This window comes from Modestobacter sp. L9-4 (assembly GCF_019112525.1).
In the GTDB taxonomy this organism is placed as follows: Bacteria; Actinomycetota; Actinomycetes; order Mycobacteriales; family Geodermatophilaceae; genus Modestobacter.
Map to the genome: position 1 here is coordinate 3539155 of NZ_CP077800.1, position 17855 is coordinate 3557009.

The 17855-nt window shown below is 74.1% G+C and carries 19 protein-coding genes, 1 tRNA gene and 1 pseudogene; 10 read left to right on the forward strand and 11 right to left on the reverse strand.

The window, feature by feature from the left end; genetic code table 11:
• Positions 1-49: 49 nt before the first annotated feature.
• Positions 50-349, reverse strand: a complete 300-nt coding sequence (locus KUM42_RS16730; protein ID WP_237493661.1) for a DUF427 domain-containing protein — start codon at positions 347-349, stop codon at positions 50-52.
• 137 nt (positions 350-486) lie between these two features.
• Between KUM42_RS16730 and KUM42_RS16735 the strand changes: the two genes are divergently transcribed.
• The 3 genes from KUM42_RS16735 (at position 487) to KUM42_RS16745 (ending at position 3346) form a co-directional block, all read left to right on the forward strand.
• A complete protein-coding gene (locus KUM42_RS16735) occupies positions 487-1527 on the forward strand; it encodes an LLM class flavin-dependent oxidoreductase (protein WP_237493662.1) in 1041 nt (346 codons plus the stop codon).
• A gap of 65 nt (positions 1528-1592) precedes the next feature.
• On the forward strand, positions 1593-2615 hold the full coding sequence (locus tag KUM42_RS16740; protein ID WP_237493663.1) for an aldo/keto reductase: 1023 nt from the start codon (positions 1593-1595) through the stop codon (positions 2613-2615).
• A 95-nt stretch (positions 2616-2710) separates the two neighbouring features.
• Positions 2711-3346 carry a hypothetical protein gene (locus KUM42_RS16745; protein WP_237493664.1) on the forward strand — a complete coding sequence of 212 codons (636 nt, stop codon included), beginning with the start codon at positions 2711-2713 and terminating at the stop codon, positions 3344-3346.
• Positions 3347-3419: 73 nt separating this feature from the next.
• Here the strand turns inward: KUM42_RS16745 and KUM42_RS16750 are convergent, their stop codons facing one another.
• Entirely contained in the window at positions 3420-4613 is a 1194-nt protein-coding gene (locus tag KUM42_RS16750) for a S1C family serine protease (protein ID WP_237493665.1), read from the reverse strand.
• A 125-nt stretch (positions 4614-4738) separates the two neighbouring features.
• On the opposite strand from KUM42_RS16750, the gene KUM42_RS16755 reads away from it, so the two are divergent.
• Positions 4739-5410, forward strand: coding sequence for a hypothetical protein (locus KUM42_RS16755; RefSeq protein ID WP_237493666.1), 672 nt, complete (start codon positions 4739-4741; stop codon positions 5408-5410).
• 25 nt (positions 5411-5435) lie between these two features.
• Here the strand turns inward: KUM42_RS16755 and KUM42_RS16760 are convergent, their stop codons facing one another.
• Positions 5436-5984: a thioredoxin domain-containing protein gene (locus KUM42_RS16760; RefSeq protein WP_237493667.1), complete on the reverse strand. Its 549-nt coding sequence runs from the start codon at positions 5982-5984 to the stop codon at positions 5436-5438.
• Positions 5985-6119: 135 nt separating this feature from the next.
• Here KUM42_RS16760 and KUM42_RS16765 point away from each other — a divergent pair, with 135 nt between their 5' ends.
• Positions 6120-6812 carry an NADPH-dependent F420 reductase gene (locus KUM42_RS16765; protein ID WP_237493668.1) on the forward strand — a complete coding sequence of 231 codons (693 nt, stop codon included), beginning with the start codon at positions 6120-6122 and terminating at the stop codon, positions 6810-6812.
• Here the strand turns inward: KUM42_RS16765 and KUM42_RS16770 are convergent.
• From KUM42_RS16770 to KUM42_RS16800, 7 genes are all read right to left on the reverse strand, one after another.
• Entirely contained in the window at positions 6789-7238 is a 450-nt protein-coding gene (locus KUM42_RS16770; protein WP_237493669.1) for a hypothetical protein, read from the reverse strand. The two genes, KUM42_RS16765 and KUM42_RS16770, sit on opposite strands and share 24 nt — an antisense overlap.
• Before the next feature lie 80 nt (positions 7239-7318).
• Positions 7319-8152: an undecaprenyl-diphosphate phosphatase gene (locus KUM42_RS16775; protein WP_237493670.1), complete on the reverse strand. Its 834-nt coding sequence runs from the start codon at positions 8150-8152 to the stop codon at positions 7319-7321.
• The gene (locus KUM42_RS16780; RefSeq protein ID WP_237493671.1) at positions 8149-8952 is read right to left on the reverse strand and encodes a hypothetical protein; all 804 of its coding nucleotides are present in this window, start codon (positions 8950-8952) and stop codon (positions 8149-8151) included. Before KUM42_RS16780 ends, KUM42_RS16775 begins: the two co-directional genes overlap by 4 nt.
• Before the next feature lie 142 nt (positions 8953-9094).
• Complete coding sequence (locus KUM42_RS16785; protein WP_237493672.1) at positions 9095-9709, reverse strand: DedA family protein; 615 nt, start codon at positions 9707-9709, stop codon at positions 9095-9097.
• A 68-nt stretch (positions 9710-9777) separates the two neighbouring features.
• Entirely contained in the window at positions 9778-11061 is a 1284-nt protein-coding gene (locus KUM42_RS16790; RefSeq protein ID WP_237493673.1) for a HAMP domain-containing sensor histidine kinase, read from the reverse strand.
• Positions 11062-11135: 74 nt separating this feature from the next.
• Complete coding sequence (locus tag KUM42_RS16795; RefSeq protein ID WP_237493674.1) at positions 11136-11822, reverse strand: response regulator transcription factor; 687 nt, start codon at positions 11820-11822, stop codon at positions 11136-11138.
• An 81-nt stretch (positions 11823-11903) separates the two neighbouring features.
• Positions 11904-11979 (reverse strand) — tRNA-Arg (locus KUM42_RS16800).
• Between the two features lie 180 nt (positions 11980-12159).
• On the opposite strand from KUM42_RS16800, the gene KUM42_RS16805 reads away from it, so the two are divergent.
• The 3 genes and pseudogenes from KUM42_RS16805 to ettA all read left to right on the forward strand — a co-directional run bounded on the left by KUM42_RS16805 (position 12160) and on the right by ettA (position 15686).
• Positions 12160-13236, forward strand: a complete 1077-nt coding sequence (locus KUM42_RS16805) for a methyl-accepting chemotaxis protein (protein WP_237493675.1) — start codon at positions 12160-12162, stop codon at positions 13234-13236.
• A 139-nt stretch (positions 13237-13375) separates the two neighbouring features.
• Positions 13376-13906 (forward strand): single-stranded DNA-binding protein, encoded by a 531-nt coding sequence (locus KUM42_RS16810; RefSeq protein ID WP_237493676.1) that lies wholly within the window; start codon positions 13376-13378, stop codon positions 13904-13906.
• 110 nt (positions 13907-14016) lie between these two features.
• A pseudogene (ettA, locus tag KUM42_RS16815) lies at positions 14017-15686 on the forward strand (energy-dependent translational throttle protein EttA).
• Between the two features lie 254 nt (positions 15687-15940).
• Here ettA and KUM42_RS20440 read toward each other — a convergent pair.
• Positions 15941-16393 carry a protein-tyrosine phosphatase family protein gene (locus tag KUM42_RS20440; RefSeq protein WP_370629317.1) on the reverse strand — a complete coding sequence of 151 codons (453 nt, stop codon included), beginning with the start codon at positions 16391-16393 and terminating at the stop codon, positions 15941-15943.
• 509 nt (positions 16394-16902) lie between these two features.
• On the opposite strand from KUM42_RS20440, the gene KUM42_RS16825 reads away from it, so the two are divergent.
• A complete protein-coding gene (locus KUM42_RS16825) occupies positions 16903-17400 on the forward strand; it encodes a tetratricopeptide repeat protein (RefSeq protein ID WP_237493677.1) in 498 nt (165 codons plus the stop codon).
• Positions 17401-17434: 34 nt separating this feature from the next.
• The gene (locus KUM42_RS16830) at positions 17435-17851 is read left to right on the forward strand and encodes a thioesterase family protein (protein WP_237493678.1); all 417 of its coding nucleotides are present in this window, start codon (positions 17435-17437) and stop codon (positions 17849-17851) included.
• Positions 17852-17855: the final 4 nt, after the last annotated feature.

The window sequence follows — 17855 nt, forward strand, 5'->3', positions numbered from 1 at the left end:
CACTCCCCGGGAGGCCGGCGGCGGGCGCCGCCGGCCTGCCGGACGGGGGTCAGGAGACGGTGACCCCGGGGGAGAAGGCCACGTAGCCGGCGAAGTCGCGGCCGACCCGCTCCACTGCGGACGGCTTCAGGTCCGGGTAGCTCCAGGCGCCGTCCTTCGTGGTGCCGTCGGGGGTCACGACGTCCCAGTACTGGGCCGCGCCCTTCCACGGGCAGGTGTAGGGCGTCGCGCTCTCGGTGAACGTGCCCGGGGTGAGGGCCGACGGCGGGAAGTACCAGTTGCCCTCGATCTTCACCAGCTCGTCCTCGGTCGCCTCGGCGACGACGGTGCCGTTCACGGTGGCGCGCATGGGTCCTCCTGGGGTCGGCGGGCGGCGGGTGTGCCGCCCGACACGTCCGGGCCAACGCGCGGACTCCCCGATGTGATCCCCGGGAGCGGGAACACTCTTGCCTGCGCGGGTGCTTGCGCAGGCAAGGACAACGAGAGGTGAGTGCAGTGGACAAGAAGATCGGGTTCCTGAACTTCGGGCACTGGCAGCCCATCCCGGGTTCCCAGGTGCGCACCGCGGCGGACACGATGCTGCAGACGATCGAGCTGGCCGAGGCCGCCGAGGAGCTGGGCGTCGACGGCGCCTACGTACGGGTGCACCACTTCGCCCGCCAGCTGTCCTCGCCGTTCCCGCTGCTCGCCGCGATCGGTGCGCGCACCCGGCGTATCGAGATCGGCACCGGCGTCATCGACATGCGCTACGAGAACCCGCTGTACATGGCTGAGGAGGCGGCCGCGGCCGACCTGATCAGCGCCGGGCGGCTCCAGCTCGGCGTGAGCCGGGGGTCACCCGAGACGGCGCTGCGCGGCTCCGAGGCGTTCGGCTACGTGCCCGCCGACGGCACCGACGACGGCCAGCTGGCGCGGGAGAAGACCGGGCTGTTCCTGGCCGCGATCAGCGGTGCGACGGTCGTCGACGCCGACCCGCGGATGACCCGCGGGAGCGCGCGGCTCGCCGTCCAGCCGCAGTCGCCGGGTCTGCGTGAGCGGATCTGGTGGGGCTCGGGCACCCGCAGCACCGCCGTGTGGACCGCCCAGCAGGGCATGAACCTGATGAGCTCCACGCTGCTGTCCGAGGACACCGGGGTGCCCTTCGACGAGCTGCAGGCCGAGCAGATCGCCCTGTACCGCGCCGCCTGGGACGAGGCCGGCTGGACCCACGAGCCGCGGGTGTCGGTGAGCCGGTCGGTCATGCCGATCACCACCGACGAGGACCGCGCCTACTTCGGTGCCGACCGGGGGAGCGAGGACCAGGTCGGCATCCTCGGCGGCGTCCGGTCGCGGTTCGGCAAGAGCTACGCCGGTGAGCCCGATGAGCTGGCCGAGCAGCTGTCCAAGGACATGGCCGTGCGCGAGGCCGACACCCTCCTGCTGACCATCCCCAACATGCTCGGCGTCGACTACAACGCCCGGCTGCTGGAGATCGTCACCAAGGAGGTCGCACCGGCGATCGGTTGGGTCCACCCCGACAAGCGTTGATCTCGGTCTGCAACCATCCCCGTCGAACGCGGTTCGGCGGGGGTGGTCGCGGTAAGTGACAGCGCATGGAGATGCGCACGCTCGGTCGTACCGGCGTCAAGGTCAGCCCGCTCTGCCTCGGCGCGATGATGTTCGGCGCCTGGGGCAACACCGATCACGAGGACTCGATCCGGATCGTCCACACCGCCCTCGACGGCGGGATCAACTTCGTCGACACCGCCGACGTCTACGCCCGCGGGGAGTCCGAGGAGATCATCGGCAAGGCCCTGCTCGGCCGGCGGGACGACGTCGTGCTGGCCACCAAGGCCCACGGCGTGATGGGCGAGGACCCCAACCACCAGGGCAACAGCCGCCGCTGGCTGGTCCGCGAGGTCGAGGACAGCCTGCGCCGGCTGCAGACCGACTGGATCGACCTCTACCAGATCCACCGCCCCTCCCCGGACACCGACATCGAGGAGACCCTCGACGCGCTGACCGACCTGCAGCGCGCGGGCAAGATCCGCTACTTCGGCTCCTCGACCTTCCCGGCGTCGGAGATCGTGCAGGCCCAGTGGGCGGCCGAGAAGCGGCACAGCGGCCGGTTCGTCACCGAGCAGCCGCCGTACTCCCTGCTGGTGCGCGGCATCGAGACCGAGATCCTGCCGGTCGCCCAGCAGTACGGCATGGGCGTGCTCCCGTGGAGCCCGCTGGCCGGGGGCTGGCTGTCGGGCAAGTGGCGCAAGGGCGCCGACGCCCCGGAGAGCAGCCGCTCGGCCCGGATGGCCGGCCGCTACGACCTCTCCGACCCGGTCAACCAGCGCAAGCTGGACGCCGCCGACGCCCTGGCCACCCTGGCCGAGGACAACGGCATGACGCTGGTCGAGCTGGCGATCGCGTTCGTGATGAACCACCCGGGCGTCACCTCGGCGATCATCGGCCCGCGCACCATGGACCAGCTGACCACCCAGCTGCCCGCCGCCGACGTCGTCCTCAGCACCGAGGTGCTCGACGCGATCGACGCGATCGTCCCGCCGGGCACGAACATCCGGGCCGACGACGCCGGCTACCAGCCCCCGTCGCTCACCGACGCCTCGCTGCGCCGCCGCTGACCCCACCGTCGTGCGCTGACGGTCGTCTCCCGAGCGCGGAGACGACCGTCGGCGCACACCCGCGGGCCTGTGCCGGCGGTGCGATGCTGCACCGCGTGGACCTCCGCGCACGCGTGGCCGACACCACGCCCTCGGACGACGAGCGCTGGAGCGCGGCGCTGGCCCAGGTGGCCCGCCGTGCACCCCGCACGGAGGAGGGCGTCCGCCGCGGCCCGCGTCAGCTGACCTGGCTGTCGACGGTGGTCGGCGTCCTGACGGTGCTCAGCTCCGTGCTGCTGGTGCTCCAACTGCTGGGTGGCGGACCGTCCTGGCGCCAGACGCTCGCCGGGGTGGCCGCCGTCTCGCTGGTGGTGCTGTGCCTGGCCGGCGCGGTGCTCGCCTGGAGCGGCGGCACGCTGCACAACTCATGGCAGGACGTGCAGAAGGAGCTGACCCGGGCTCAACGCCGACACGTGGCCCGGCAGCTGCGCGGTCGTGTCCCGGTCGATCCGGCGCACGTGCCGCTCGTGCGGGAGTGGGCGTGGCAGCAGATGAGGCAGGTGCCCCTCGTCCTGCTGGCATTCGGTGTGCAGCAGGGGCGGATGGGCGACCTCCACGCTCGCGATGCGTTCCTCCACTGGTTCGGGGTGGGCACTCTCGTCGTGTGGCTGGTCCTGCTCGGCCGGACGGCCGTCGAGCTGCGGCGGGTGCGGCGGTTCGTGCACGCGCACCCGGAACCGCCTCGCGGCTGAGCGCGCGGGTGTGCGCTGACGGTCGTCTCCGGAGCGGGGAGGCGACCGCCAGCGCACACCCGGCGGCCGCTGGTCAGTCGGCGGGCCCGGCGACGAGGGTGGCCGTCGCGGTGTGCGACGTCCCGGTGGTGTCGGTCCAGGTCACGCGGACGTCGGCGCCGGGCTGCTGCCCAGCCAGGGCGGTGGTGAGGGCGTCGGCGCTGTCGACCGCCGTCCCACCGACCGAGGTGACGACGTCGCCGGCGGTGAGTCCGGCCCGGTCGGCCGGGCCGTCGGTGACCACCCCGGCGATCGTGGCGCCGCCGGTGCCGTCGGCCACCGAGACGCCGAGGAACGCCGGCAGCCCCTGGTGCACGGTCGCGCTGTCGACGCCGCCCTCGATCTGCTCGACGACGCCCAGCGCGGTGGCGATCGGGATGGCGTAGGCCTGGACGGCGCCGCCGCTGGAGGCCGCGGTGTCCATCCCGACGACCTCGCCGTCGGCGTCGAACAGCGGGCCACCGGAGTCGCCGGCCTGGACGTCGGCGTCGGTCTCGATCAGCCCGGTGAGCCGCTCGCGGTCCGACCCGGACTCGCTCGCCGCGGTGATCGACTGGTCGAGTGCGGTGACCGTGCCGGGGGCGGCGCTGGTCGAGGTCGGGTCGCCACCGGCGTTGCCGACGGCGGTCACCGCCTCGCCGGCCGTGACGCCGTCGGAGTCGGTCCGCACGGTGGTCAGGCCCGAGGCGTCGGTGAGCCGGAGGACGGCGACGTCGGCGGTCGGGGCGGTGCCGACGACGGTGGCCGTGTACTGCGCGCCGGTCGACAGCACGGTGACGGTGATGGACGTGGCGCCCTCGACCACGTGGTTGTTGGTGAGCACCTCGCCGTCGGCGGTCAGCACCATGCCGGTGCCCGCCGACTCGCCGCCGGAGTACCCGAGCTGGCTGACGATGTCGACGACGCCGACCACCTGGTCCGCGGTCGCGGTGCCGGCGGCGACCGCCGTCGAGCTGCTGCTGCCGTAGCCGGGCGGGGTCGCGAGACCACCGCGTGCGCCGTACCCGCGGCCGAAGGTGACCGCCGGCTCGGTGGCTGCTGCCGGGGTGACCGCCGGCGCCGTCGTGCCGCCACCGGTCTGGACGCCGATCACCACTCCCGCGGCGACGCCCATCGCACCGACCGCGCCGGTCGCCAGGAACCGGAGGCCGCGCCGCCGCCGCGAGGTGGGCTCGGTGGTGGTCGCGGGGACGGGCGTGGCGGTGACCGGGGTCGTCTCGTCGTTCATGAGACGAGTTGACCGCCGCTGACCCAGCGAGGGCTGTGCGCCGGTTGGGAGTTGCCTGCACGCGCTGGCAGTTGCCTGGACGCCGGGTCCCGTCGCTGACCTGCGCGTCCTGTCATGCTGCGCTCGTGGACACCGGTCGCGGGGGCGAACTGGCAGGGGCCCAGGACGACGAGCGGTGGGCGCAGGCCCAGTCGGTCCTCGACCAGCAGCCCACGCGTGAGGCAGACCAGCGGCTGCGCCGGCCCCGGCGTCTGGTCTGGACGGGGATCGCTGGCGTGCTCATGGTGGGGATCGCCGTCGGCGTGCTGGTGTCCGTGCTGGTGTCCGGCTCGGGCGGGAACGCCGACGACCTCGACCCGCCGGTCTGGCAGGTGGTGAGCGGGATGGTCGTCCAGGGGGTCGGCGCCCTCGTGGAGATCGTGGGCATCGTGGTGATGTGGCGGGCCGGCATGTTCCGGAGGGACCGTTGGTCCATCCCGGGGGCAGTGCTCACCCGCACGCAGCGCACGACCCTCCTGCGCCAGGTGCAGGGTCGAGTGCCGATGGACCCGCGGCGGCTGCCGTTGGCCCGGGACGTCGCGCGGCGGCTGGTCGTGCAGCGAGCTCAGCTGCTCCTGCTGGTGGGCCTGCTCCTGCTGCAGCTCGGGCAGGCCATCGCCTCCCCGAGCCTCTGGCGCTCGGTGCTCGCCGGGGCGCTCGTCGTCCTGTACGCCGTCCTGCTCGGGCAGGTGGAGCGGAACGCCCGGCGGGCCGGGCGGTTCCTGACCGAGCACCCCCGGCCGGCCGAGGCTGGCTGACCGCGCGTCAACCGGCCGCCGCGGGTCAGCCGCGGACCAGTGCGCCCAGCGCCTCGGGGTCGTAGAGGACCTGCGCGTCCACCCACTCGCCGTCCAGCAGTGCCTGCGGGGTGCCGTCGGGGTCCTGCGCCAGGAACGCCTCCTCCTGCGCGACGACCCAGTCGGCGTACCGGCCCTCGCGCACCCCCGCGACGTACTCGGGACTGGTCAGTCCGGCATTGCGACCGAGCTCGACGAGCTCGTCGGCGGTGAACCCGCCGGTCTGCTCGGCCGGCTGGTGGGCGAAGAGCTCACGCCGCAGCTGGTCGAAGTGCCCTGCCTCGGCGGCCAGGGCCAGGGCGTTGGCGGCGCGCACGGACTCCGGGCCGAGGAAGCTGCGCATCCGGTACTCGACGGAGACCGAGCCGGAGGACACCTCGCGCCGGAGCAGGTCACCGGTGGCGTCCTCGAACTGGCGGCAGTACGGGCACTGCGCGTCCTCGAAGACGACGAGCTTCCGGCGGGCGTTGTCGCTGCCCACGAGCACCCCGCCCTCGGGGGTGTGTCCGGCGGGGGAGGGGTTCGGGGTGCACATGCCCTGCGCCTACCCACTGCAGCGGGCTCCCACCTGCCCCGGTCCCGCGGAGACGGGGGTGTGACAGGACCCTCGTCCGCCGTCGCGGGGCGACCTAGGTTCGCGTGGCGCGTCCGCCCACCGACAGGAGCACTCGTGACCGTCATCGGCATCCTCGGCGCCGGCCAGGCCGGGAGCACGCTGGCCCGGGTCTCGATCGCGGCCGGCTACGACGTCGTCCTCGCCAACTCCCGGGGACCGGAGACGCTGGCCGGGCTCGTCGCCCGGCTGGGCCCGCGGACACGCGCGGCGTCCGCGGTGGACGCCGCTGCGGCGGCCGACTTCGCGGTCACCGCGTTCCCCTACGCGCCCGGCGACCGGCTGCCGGTCGCAGAGCTGGCCGGGAAGGTGGTGATCGACAACAACAACCACATGGTGTGGCGGGACGGCGTCCTCCCCGAGGTCGAGGCGGGGCTGAAGACGGTCCACGAGCTGCGCCAGGAGCAGCTGCCCACCTCGAAGGTCGTCAAGGCGTTCACCCACGTGCAGTTCCACGAGCGCTCGACGATCCGGACCCCGGAGGACGCGTTGCCCGCCCTGGTCCGGCTGGCCCGCCCGGCCGGCGCACCCGACCGGAGGGCGCTGGTCGTCTCCAGCGACCACCCGGACGCCGTCGAGCTCGTGACCCGCTACTACGACGACCTCGGGTTCGACGCGGTCGACAACAGCCCGCTGAGCGAGTCCTGGCGCAGCGCTCCCGGGACGCCGATGTGGCGCCACCACGTCGACGGGCAGAGCCGCGAGCAGCTCGTCGCGAACCTGCGGTCAGCCGAGCGTCCGCCCGGCTGAGTCAGGTACCGGCCGGGCACCGGCCGCACCGCCGGGCAGCCGGCCGGCCTCGGCGATGTCGTGCTGCGGCTCGCCCGGGCAGTACCAGGCGCCGGAGCAGTTGCCGAGGACGCGGGCGTGGTCGGCGCAGACGGGCCAGGTCAGTCCCAGGGCCCGTAGTGCCTCGGCCACCTCGGTCCCGACCACCTCGTCGGCGTCGGCGTCCAGCCCGGCGCCGAGCTCGCCGGGGGTGGCCCCAGCCGGGGCGTACCAGTCCTCGTCCTCCACCTCGGCCACCAGGGCCAGCTGCTCGGAGCGGGCCCCGTCGGAGACCGTGAGCACCAAGTCGTCGTCGATCGTGCAGGTCCACGGGTGGTCGGTCGTCCGGCGCAGGTCGGCCTGGACCCGTCCCGCTGCGGCCACCAGCCGCGCCGGCTCCCGTTGCACGGCGGCACGGTAGCGCCTCGCGGAGCACGGCGTCCCGATCGCGGCGAGGCCCACGACGCCCACGTCGTGGCCCGACCCGGTCAGGTCGCGGGCAGCGCCCCGGTGCCGACGAGGACGAGCACCAGGACGCCGACGACGATGCGGTAGACGACGAAGGGGGTGAAGCTCCCGCGGGACAGGTACCGCAGCAGCCAGGAGATGACGGCCAGCCCGACGGCGAAGGAGATGACGCTCGCCAGCAGCGTGGGGCCCCACTGCACCGCCGGACCGGCGACCTGCCCGCTCAGTGCCTGGTAGGCCTGGTAGCAGCCGGAGCCCAGGACCGCCGGGACCGCGAGCAGGAACGAGTACCGGGCCGCGGCCGCGCGCTCGTAGCCGAGGAACCGGCCGGCAGTGATGGTGCCGCCCGACCGGGACACCCCGGGGACGAGGGCCAGGGCCTGCGCCAGGCCGAAGACGAGCCCGTGGCCGACCGTGAGGTCCTCCAGCTGCCGCCGCTGCGAGCCGATCCGGTCGGCGACGTACAGCACCACGGAGAACACGACGAGCGCCGTCGCCACGATCCGCAGGTCGCGGAACGTGGTCTCGATGGCGTCCTGGAGGGCCAGGCCCAGCACGATGATCGGGATGCTGCCGATGATGATCAGCCAGCCCATCCGGGCGTCCGGTTCCGACCGGCGCTCGCGGTGCACCAGCGACGACGCCCACGCGGCGATGATCCGGGCGATGTCGCGGGCGAAGTAGAGGAGCACCGCGAGCTCCGTGCCGATCTGGATGATGGCGGTGAAGGCCGCGCCGGGGTCGTCCCAGCCGAACAGGGCCCCGACGATCCGCAGGTGCGCGCTCGAGGAGATCGGCAGGAACTCGGTGAGCCCCTGCACGACGCCCAGGACCACCGCCTCCCACCAGCTCACGAGGCCACCCGGGCGACGTCCGTGGGCTGCTGCACGTCGCGCCGGGTCACTGCGCACCAGGCGACCAGCGCGACGATGAGCGCCCCGGACACCAGGGTGACCAGGCCGTCGCCCAGACCCAGGCCGCCGTCCGGGTGGTGCGGCTTGCCCAGCCAGTCCGCGACGGAGGCACCCAGCGGGCGGGTGAGCACGTAGGCGGACCAGAACGCCACGACCGGCTCGAGCCGGAACCGGGCCCAGGCCAGCGCCGGGACGGCGATCAGCGCGGCGAACAGCAGCGCCGAGCCGGCGAAGCCGAGGTGCCACGCCGTCGCGGTCAGGTCACCGAGCGCGGTGCCGAGGGCGAAGGTGGCCAGGACGGTCACCCAGTAGAAGACCTCGCGGCGGCGGGTGGTGATGCTGTGGATCGACAGCGTCCCCTCGCTGCGGTGCCACACCAGGAAGCAGCCGGCCACCAGGACGACGTAGGCCAGCGTGGACGCCAGGTAGGACAGGCCGAGGACCTCGTGCGGGCCGTCGGCGACCATCGTGCCGAAGACCGCCACCGCTGCCACCGCCGACCAGTAGCGGGCGGCGACGTACTCGCCGGCCCGGAACTGCCAGGTCATCGCGAGCACCAGGCCCAGGACGCCCACGGCACCGGCGAGTGCGATGCTCACGCTGCCCAGCCAGTCCGCGCCCGCCTCGCCCATCCCGGTGGTCAGCACCTTGATCGCCCAGAAGAGCGCGGTCACGGCGGGGACCTTGGCCCGCAGGGCAGCCGGTGCGGCGACCCGGGAGGGCGTGGCGGAGGAGTGCACGGGTGCTCCAGGCGTGAGGGGTCAGGCGGGCGGGCCGGCTGTCGATCCGGCCCCAGGGAGGATCGGTGCGCGTACCTGACGAGGTCCTGAACAGCGGGTGTGCGCCGCACCACCCCGTCGGGGACGGTGGGCGCCGCGGTGGTCAGCCGGCCGACGTGTGCTGGCCGCGCCGGCCGCGGACGAGCTCGACGGCCACCGGCACGAGAGACAGCACCACGACGGCGAGCACGAACAGCTCCACGTGGTCGCGGACGACGGCGACCCGGCCCAGCCAGTGGCCCAGCAGCGTGAGCCCGCCGGCCCAGGCGACCCCGCCGATCACCGAGTGGAGCGCGTAGCGGCGGAAGTCCATCCGGGAGGCACCCGCCATGACCGTGGCGAACGTGCGCACGACCGGCACGAAGCGGGCCAGCACGACCGCGCGGGCGCCGTTGCGCTCGAAGAAGCGCCGCGAGCGGTCGACGTACTCGGGCTTGAGGAAGCGGGAGTCGGGCCGGTCGAAGACCGCGGGACCGGCCTTCCGGCCGATCCAGTAACCGGCCAGGTTGCCCGCGACGGCTGCGGCGGGCAGCGCGACGAGCAGCACCCACAGCGGGGCGACGAGGCCGTCGGCGGCGAGCAGCCCCGCGGTGAACAGCAGCGAGTCGCCGGGGAGGAAGAAGCCCACGAGCAGCCCGCACTCGGCGAACAGGACGGCCATGACCCCGATGAGCCCGAAGGTGTCGATCAGGTGCGTCGGGTCGAGGAAGCCGCTCATGCACCCACCGTGGGCGCTGACTCCTGTACGAGGCCTGAACGGGCCGGGTGCGCCCGTCCGGGGACGCCTCAGCCGGGCGGCAGCTCCACCGTGACCCGGCCACCCGCGGGGGAGGCGGTGGCGTGGACGGTGCCGCCGGCGGCGACGACCAGCCGACGGACCAGGGCGAGGCCGAGGCCCGCACCGGGATGACCGTCCTCGGGGTCCCCGCGGAAGCCCGGTTCGAAGGCCCTCGTCGCGACCTCCCCGGTCATCCCCGGGCCGTCGTCCTCCACCGTGACCACCACCCGGTCCTCCTCCCGCCGAGCCCGGACGACCACCTCGGACCGGGCGAAGCGCAGCGCGTTGTCCACCACCGGCGACAGGGCACGGACGACGACGTCGGCGTCCACCCCCACCACCAGCTCGGCCGGGCAGTGCACGACGACCGGCGTCCCGCTGCCCCGCCCGACGGGATCGGCCAGCCGGGGCAGCACGTCGGCCAGGCGCGCCCGCCCGACGGGAGCGGAGTGCGCGCTGCGGGCGGCGGACATCATCGTGTCCAGGATCGACCGCATGGCCCGGGTCGAGCGGTCGATCGCGGCGTGCGCCTCGCGCACCTCCTCGGCGCTGCGGGGGCGCGACGTGAGCAGGTCCATCTCGGCCTGCACGCGGGCGAGGGGCGTGCGCAGCTCGTGGGAGAGCTCCTCGGAGAACCGCTGCTCGTGCCGGACGACGGCGGCCAGCCGGTCGAGCAGCTGGTCGAGGGTCTCCGCCAGCTCGGCGAGCTCCTGGGGGCGCGGTTCGGCCCCGAACCTGCGGTCCTCGTCGTCCGCGCTCCACTCGCTGGCCTGCGCGCTCATCTGCCGCACCGGACGCAGCGCGCGGGTCACGTTGGCCCGCAGCACCAGGTGCACGATCACCAGCAGCAGGACGGCGACCCCGGCGCTGCCCGCGAGCGCGAGCCGCTCCACCTGCCGGTAGGGCGACAACGACGTGCTCGTCACGACGGCCGCCACCTGCCGGCCGCCGTCGGTGATCGGCAGGGCGAGCAGCCGCAGCGGCTCGTCGACCTCGAGCTCCCGCGTGCCGGCGCCTCGTCCGGCGAGCTCGACGGCCGCGGCGTCCAGCCGGGCGCTGCTCCCCGGTGGCCGTTCCACGATCGTCCCGGCCGGCCCGACGATCCAGGTGCCGACGTCCAGCGCCTCGTCGTCCCGTGCCTCCAGCACCGACACGGTGCCGTCCGCCGCCACCTGCACCGTCTGCGCGGTGGCCTCGGCGCGGGCCTGGAGGACGTCGTCGGCCTGGGTGGACAGGCCGCGGGCCAGCAGCAGGTTGGCGCCCACGGTCAGCAGCAGCACCCACAGCGCCACCACGAGCGACGCCGACCACGACAGTCGGCTCCGCAGACTGCGGCGACCCGGGGACCGGAGCCGGTCGGGGAGCCTCACGCGAACGTGTAGCCGACGCCGTGCACGGTGCCGATCGAACGGTCCGGGTCACCGGCGGCCTCGACCTTCCGCCGCAGCCGGGCGACGTACTGGTCCAGGGTGTTGTCCGCGACGTGGGCACCGTCCGGCCACCCGGCGGTCGCCAGCTCCCGGCGCCGGACCACCTCGCCCGGCCGGGCCATCAGCGCGGCCAGCACCCGGAACTCGGTCGGGGTCAGCCGTTGCGACCCGGCCGGGCCGAGCAGCGCGTGCGAGACGGGGTCCAGGGCGAGGCCGCCGGCGCCGGGCCGCACCGGCGCCGTCCGGCGCAGCGCGACCCGCAGCCGCGCCACGAGCTCGCTCACGTGGAAGGGCTTGGTCAGGTAGTCGTCGGCGCCGGCGGCGAAACCGGACAGGACGTCGTCCAGCCCGTCGCGCGCGGTCAGGAAGAGCACCGGCGCCGTCATCCCGTGCGCGCGCATCGCCTGGCAGACGTCCCGCCCGTCGGAGTCGGGCAGCCCGATGTCGAGCACCACGGCGGAGAAGGTGTGCGCCGGCTGGTGGCGGACGGTGGCCAGCGCCCCGGCGCCGTCGCTGGCCGTCACGACGGTGAGCCCGCTCTCCCGGAGCCCGCGGGCGACCAGGTCGCGGAGCTGGTGGTCGTCCTCCACCACGAGGACGCTGGGTCGGCCGGCGGCTGTCACCCCGCCATGATGGCCGCCGGACGGCCGGCGCCCGCCCAGGCCGCCGCGGGTCGTCGCGGCGGTGGGCTGGTCACGCCCCGGTGGCGCGCCCGGCAGGGATCGAACCTGCGACCAAGTGCTTAGAAGGCACCTGCTCTGTCCACTGAGCTACGGGCGCTCGACCCGGCGGCCGAGGCCCACCCGGTCCGCACCGCGGTCTCGGCGCAGGGTCATGGTGCCATCCGCGGGCGCGCCGCGGACCGGGATGCGGGCGGGTCGCCCGGTGCCGCGGGGCCGGGGACCTGCCGATGACGGTCCCGGCTCCAGTGCAGGGGCCGCCTGCGCCAGGAGGAACACCGTGCTCAGCGCCTTCACCCACCACCGCTCCAGCCTGCAGGGTCACTCCCTGGTGACCGGGCTGGAGTCCCTGCGGGCCATCGTCGACACGGCCCCGGTCAGCCTGCTCGTCACCGACGCGGCCGGGCAGATCCTGTACCGCAACACCTCCTCCGAGCACGCCATCCGTGCGGCGGTGGCGGAGCACGGGCCGGCCTTCGGCGACCAGCTCCGCGCCGCCATGCGCGAGTTCCTCCACGCCACCCAGCAGTACCCGGCGCACGACCTGCTGACGGTGGGGCCGATGACCGTGGCGGTCAGCGTCGGGGAGATCGACGGTGGGTTCGTCGTCTCCTGGCGGGACGACACCGCAGAGCGGGAGCTCTCCACGGCTGCCCGTCAGCTGGCCGAGGAGCTCACCGTCGAGGGCAACGACCTCGCCGGGCTGGGCGAGACCCTGGCGAGGGCGACCGGCAGCTCGACGGAGCACGCCGACCAGCTGTCCACCGGCACCCGGGAGCTGACCGAGAGCATCCGGGAGATCTCCTCCAGCGCATCGGCCGCGCTGACCAGCACCCGTGAGGCGGTGGGCTCCGCGCAGGCGGCCAGCGGCAGCGTGGACAACCTGACCACCTACTCGACCGCGATCGGCAACGTCTCCCGGCTGATCACCGCCATCGCCGAGCAGACCAAGCTGCTGGCGCTCAACGCGACCATCGAGTCCGCCCGCGCCGGGGAGGCCGGCAAGGGATTCGCCGTCGTGGCCAGCGAGGTCAAGGAACTGGCCGAGCGCACCGCCAAGGCCACCCAGGAGATCGCCGGCACCATCGAGGCCATTCAGTCCGGCAGCGCCGAGGCGGCCTCGGCGATCAGCGACATCGTCGACCGGATCCGCGACATGGAGGCCCAGCAGACCACCATCGCCGGTGCGGTCGAGCAGCAGAGCGCCACCGCCCGGGGGATGTCGGAGGCCAGCGCGGTGCTGGCAGCGTCCGCGCAGACCTCGTCCGGCGCGGTCGAGGGCGTCCGGACGGCGGCGACGGGGCTGGCCGACCGCGCCGCGCGGCTGCGCCAGCTGATCATCGACCAGCAACGCTGATCGGTGGACGTGCCGGCCGCCGTCCACAACGGTGGTGGCCCTCCACAACCTCGCGCACCCGCTGTCCCGGCCGTGGCCGGGACAGCACGGTGGTGCCAGCGCGGCAGGTCGCCGCGACCCCACCACAGCGAGGAGCACCGTGAACGAGTGCCTGGTCACCGTCATCGGCAACATCGTCACCTCACCGCAGCGCAGCCGGCTGCCCAGCGGTGACGGCGTCACCAACTTCCGCATGGCCTCCACCTCCCGCCGGTTCGACCGGGAGACGCAGGCCTGGACCGACAACCGCACCTTCTTCGTCGACGTCGAGTGCTGGGGTGAGCTGGGCGGCAACGTCTCGCACACGCTGAGCAAGGGCGACCCGGTGGTGGTGCGGGGCGAGCTCTACACGCACTCCTGGGACAGCGAGCAGGGCCGGCGCAGCCGACCGCAGATCCGCGCCGCGCACGTCGGCCCGGACCTCAACCGGGGGACCGCCGACTACCGCCGGTCCGCACGGCCGGTACCGCAGGCCGACCCCTCCGGCGTGCCGGACGACGCCGCGGCCGAGCCGCCGGCCGACGACCCGTACGCCGACCGGCCCACGGACTACACCGAGGGGGTCGAGGCGTTGGACGACGTGGACTCCGCCCTCACGGGCGACCGTGCCGCGGTGCCGGCGCTGACGTGAGCCTCCCGGACTGGGAGGATCGGAGCTGAGAACGCAGGGGGCGGGGCCGGTGGACGCCGGCAACGGCTGCCCCGCCCTGCCCCCTCACCGACGGAAGGCACCGACCCCCAGTGGCTCAGTACATCTACTCGATGGTCCGTGCGCGCAAGGCGCACGGCGACAAGGTCATCCTCGACGACGTCACCCTGGCGTTCCTGCCGGGCGCCAAGATCGGCGTCGTCGGCCCCAACGGCGCCGGCAAGTCGACGGTCCTGAAGATCATGGCCGGGCTGGAGACCGCCTCCAACGGCGACGTCGTGCTGGCCCCCGGTGCCTCGGTCGGCATGCTCCAGCAGGAGCCGCCGCTCAACGAGGAGCTGGACGTGCGCGGCAACGTCGAGGAGGCCGTCAAGGAGCTCCGCGCGGCCCTGACCCGCTTCGAGCAGGTCAGCGAGGCCATGGGCGAGCCCGACGCCGACTTCGACGCGCTCCTCGCCGAGCAGGGCGAGCTGATGGAGGTCATCGAGAACGGCGACGGCTGGGAGCTCGACAACCGCATCGAGCAGGCCATGGACGCCCTGCGCTGCCCGCCCGGCGACGCCGACGTCACGGTCCTGTCCGGTGGTGAGCGCCGCCGCGTCGCGCTGTGCAAGCTGCTGCTCGAGGCACCGGACCTGCTGCTGCTCGACGAGCCCACCAACCACCTGGACGCCGAGAGCGTCGCGTGGCTGGAGCAGCACCTGGAGAAGTACGCCGGCACCGTCATCGCCGTCACCCACGACCGGTACTTCCTGGACAACGTCGCCGAGTGGATCCTCGAGCTCGACCGCGGCCGCGCGTACCCCTACGAGGGCAACTACTCCACCTACCTGGAGACCAAGGCCGCCCGGCTGAAGGTCGAGGGGGCCAAGGACGCCAAGCGTCAGAAGCGCCTCAAGGAGGAGCTGGAGTGGGTGCGCTCGGGCGCCAAGGCCCGGCAGGCCAAGAGCAAGTCCCGCCTCGCCCGGTACGAGGAGATGGCCGCCGAGGCCGACAAGTTCCGCAAGCTGGACTTCGAGGAGATCCAGATCCCGCCGGGCCCGCGGCTGGGCAGCATCGTCATCGAGACCAAGCACCTCACCAAGGGCTTCGGTGACCGGGTCCTGATCGACGACCTGTCGTTCACGCTGCCGCGCAACGGCATCGTCGGCGTCGTCGGCCCCAACGGTGCCGGCAAGACCACGCTGTTCAAGATGCTCGTCGACCAGGCGGAGCCCGACGAGGGCGAGGTCAAGGTCGGCGAGACGGTCAAGATCAGTTACGTCGAGCAGAACCGCAGCGGCATCGACCCGAACAAGAGCCTGTGGGAGGTCGTCTCCGACGGTCTGGACCACATCAAGGTCGGCAACGTCGAGATGCCCTCGCGCGCCTACGTCTCCGCGTTCGGGTTCAAGGGCCCGGACCAGCAGAAGAAGGCCGGCGTCCTCTCCGGTGGTGAGCGCAACCGGCTGAACCTGGCGCTCACGCTCAAGCAGGGCGGCAACCTGCTGCTGCTCGACGAGCCCACCAACGACCTGGACGTCGAGACCCTGACCAGCCTCGAGGGCGCACTGCTGGAGTTCCCGGCTGCGCCGTGGTGGTCAGCCACGACCGGTGGTTCCTCGACCGGGTGGCGACGCACATCCTGGCCTACGAGGGCGAGTCCAAGTGGTTCTGGTTCGAGGGCAACTTCGACGACTACGAGAAGAACAAGGTCGAGCGGCTGGGCATCGACGCCACCCGCCCGCACCGCGCCACGTACCGCAAGCTGTCCCGCGACTGACGAACCGTCCCGTCGCCCCCCTGCCGCGTTCGACGGCGCGGGGCCCTGCGACGGGGCGGCCCCGATGGGCCCCTCCGCCACTGCTCCCGAGCGGTGGCAGAGGGGCCCGTCGTGCGTCGCGGCCCGTCGTGCGTCGCGGCCCCTCGGGCGTTGCGGCCCCTCGTGTCGCCAGCGTCGTCGGGGCGCCGGTCTGCGCGGTGTGGGGGTCGACGGCGCGGTCTACCGCGGCCAGCACCCCCACACCGCGACGGGCGTCAGCGGAAGCGGGCGACGAACCGGCGCTGCGACGGGGTCTCCACCGCACGCGGTCTGTAGTGGGCGCGCACGTACGCGACCGCCTCGGCCGCCGGGACCCCGTCGAGCACGGCGAGGCACGCCAGCGCGGTGCCGGTGCGGCCCGTCCCGCCGTGGCAGGCGACCTCCACCCGCTCGCCGGCCGCCCGCTCCCACACCGTCGCCAGCTCAGTGCGCAGCAGCGCCGGGTCCCGCGGCAGCCGGAAGTCCGGCCAGGGCACCCAGTGCTGCTCCCACGGCAGCTCCGGCGGGCGGCGCCCCAGCAGGTACAGCCCGACGTCCGGCAGCGGGCCGGGCGGCAGCGGGGCGCCCAGTCCCCGTCCGCGCACCCGGCGGCCCGACGGCAGGGTCAGCACCCCTGGCGCACCGCCGTCCCAGCTGCCGGTCACGCCGGCGGGGCGGGGCAGCAGCACGGCCTGGCCGGGGCAGGTGCGACGACCGGGTCACGGGACCGGAGGTGACCCGGGCAGAGTCGCCGGCCACGACGTGAGGTGCCAGCCGCGGCAGCGGGGACACCGGTAGGCCCGTTGCGGGGTCCGCTCCCGCGCGTCCTCGGCCAGCTGGATGCGCGCCAGGGCGAGCTCCGCCGTGGCCTCGTCGCGGTACCGCCGCTTCGTGCACGCTCGCCCGGTCACGCGCTCCCTTCCCGTCCGACACTCCGGGGGCGCGGTGCCCACGCCGCCGCCGTGACGCCCCGCGCTCCGTCCACACCTCGATGGTCCCGCGCCCGGCGAGCTGATGCCGCCCACCGCCCGTGGTGCCTGGTGGTGGTGCGCAAGTAAGAGGTCGTCCCCTTCGGCAGGACCCGGCCCCGTCTGGTCGCGCACGCGCCGCCCCGACCGCAGCGGCGCCGGCCCAGACACGCCCCTGGTCCAGCACCCGCCGGCGCGGGCACGGTGGGGGAGTCCGGCACACTCCGCCGGTGACCGAGACCGAGTGGGAACACCGGGTGACCGCCGTGTGGGCGACGCTGGACGGCCGGCCGGAGCCCGAGTTCGTGGCCGCCGTCGACGCCCTCGCCGACGAGCTGCCCGCCGACAGCGGCGCGGCGGCGTTCGAGCGCGCGGCCGCCCGCGACTCAACCGGCCGCTCCGACCTCGCCGTCCCGCTGTACCGGGAGGCGCTGCGGCTCGGGCTGGCCGGTGAGCGCAGGCGCCGGGCCGTGGTCCAGCTGGCCAGCTCGTTGCGCAACCTCGGCCGGGCCGCCGAGAGCGTCGCGCTGCTCGAGGCGGAGCTGGGCCGGGGTGCCGACCACCTCGACGACGCGGTGCGCGGCTTCCTCGCCCTGGCGCTGGCCGACACCGGCCGGGAGCGGGAGGCGGTGTCGGTCGCGCTCACCGCGCTGGCCCCGCACCTGCCGCGCTACCAGCGTTCGCTCGGGAACTACGCGCGCCTGCTGGTCGAGCCGGACCCGTCGTGAGGGCGGCTGGGAGCGGGCTGGCAGGGTGGCGCGGGTGAGGCACACCGTGGCGGTCCCGATGCGCTGGTCGGACATGGACGCCTACCAGCACGTCAACAACGTGGCCTTCCTCGGCTACTTCGAGACGGCCCGCGTCGACCTGTTCTTCGACCACCCCACCCACGACGCCGAGACCGGCCTGCGCCGCGGCATCGTGGTGGCGGCGCACGAGATCACCTACAAGCGCCCGGTGGTCTACGACGCGCAGCCGCTGGAGGTGCAGATCTGGGTCAGCGGGATCCGCTCGGCGGCCTTCACCTGCCACTACGAGCTCCTCGACCACGGGCAGCTCGCGGTCACCGGCAGCACCGTGCTGGTGCCCTTCGACTTCGCGGTGAACCGCCCGCGCCGGCTCACCCCGGAGGAGCGGGCCTTCCTGGAGCGCCACCTGGACGACGCCGCGCCGGCCTGAGCCG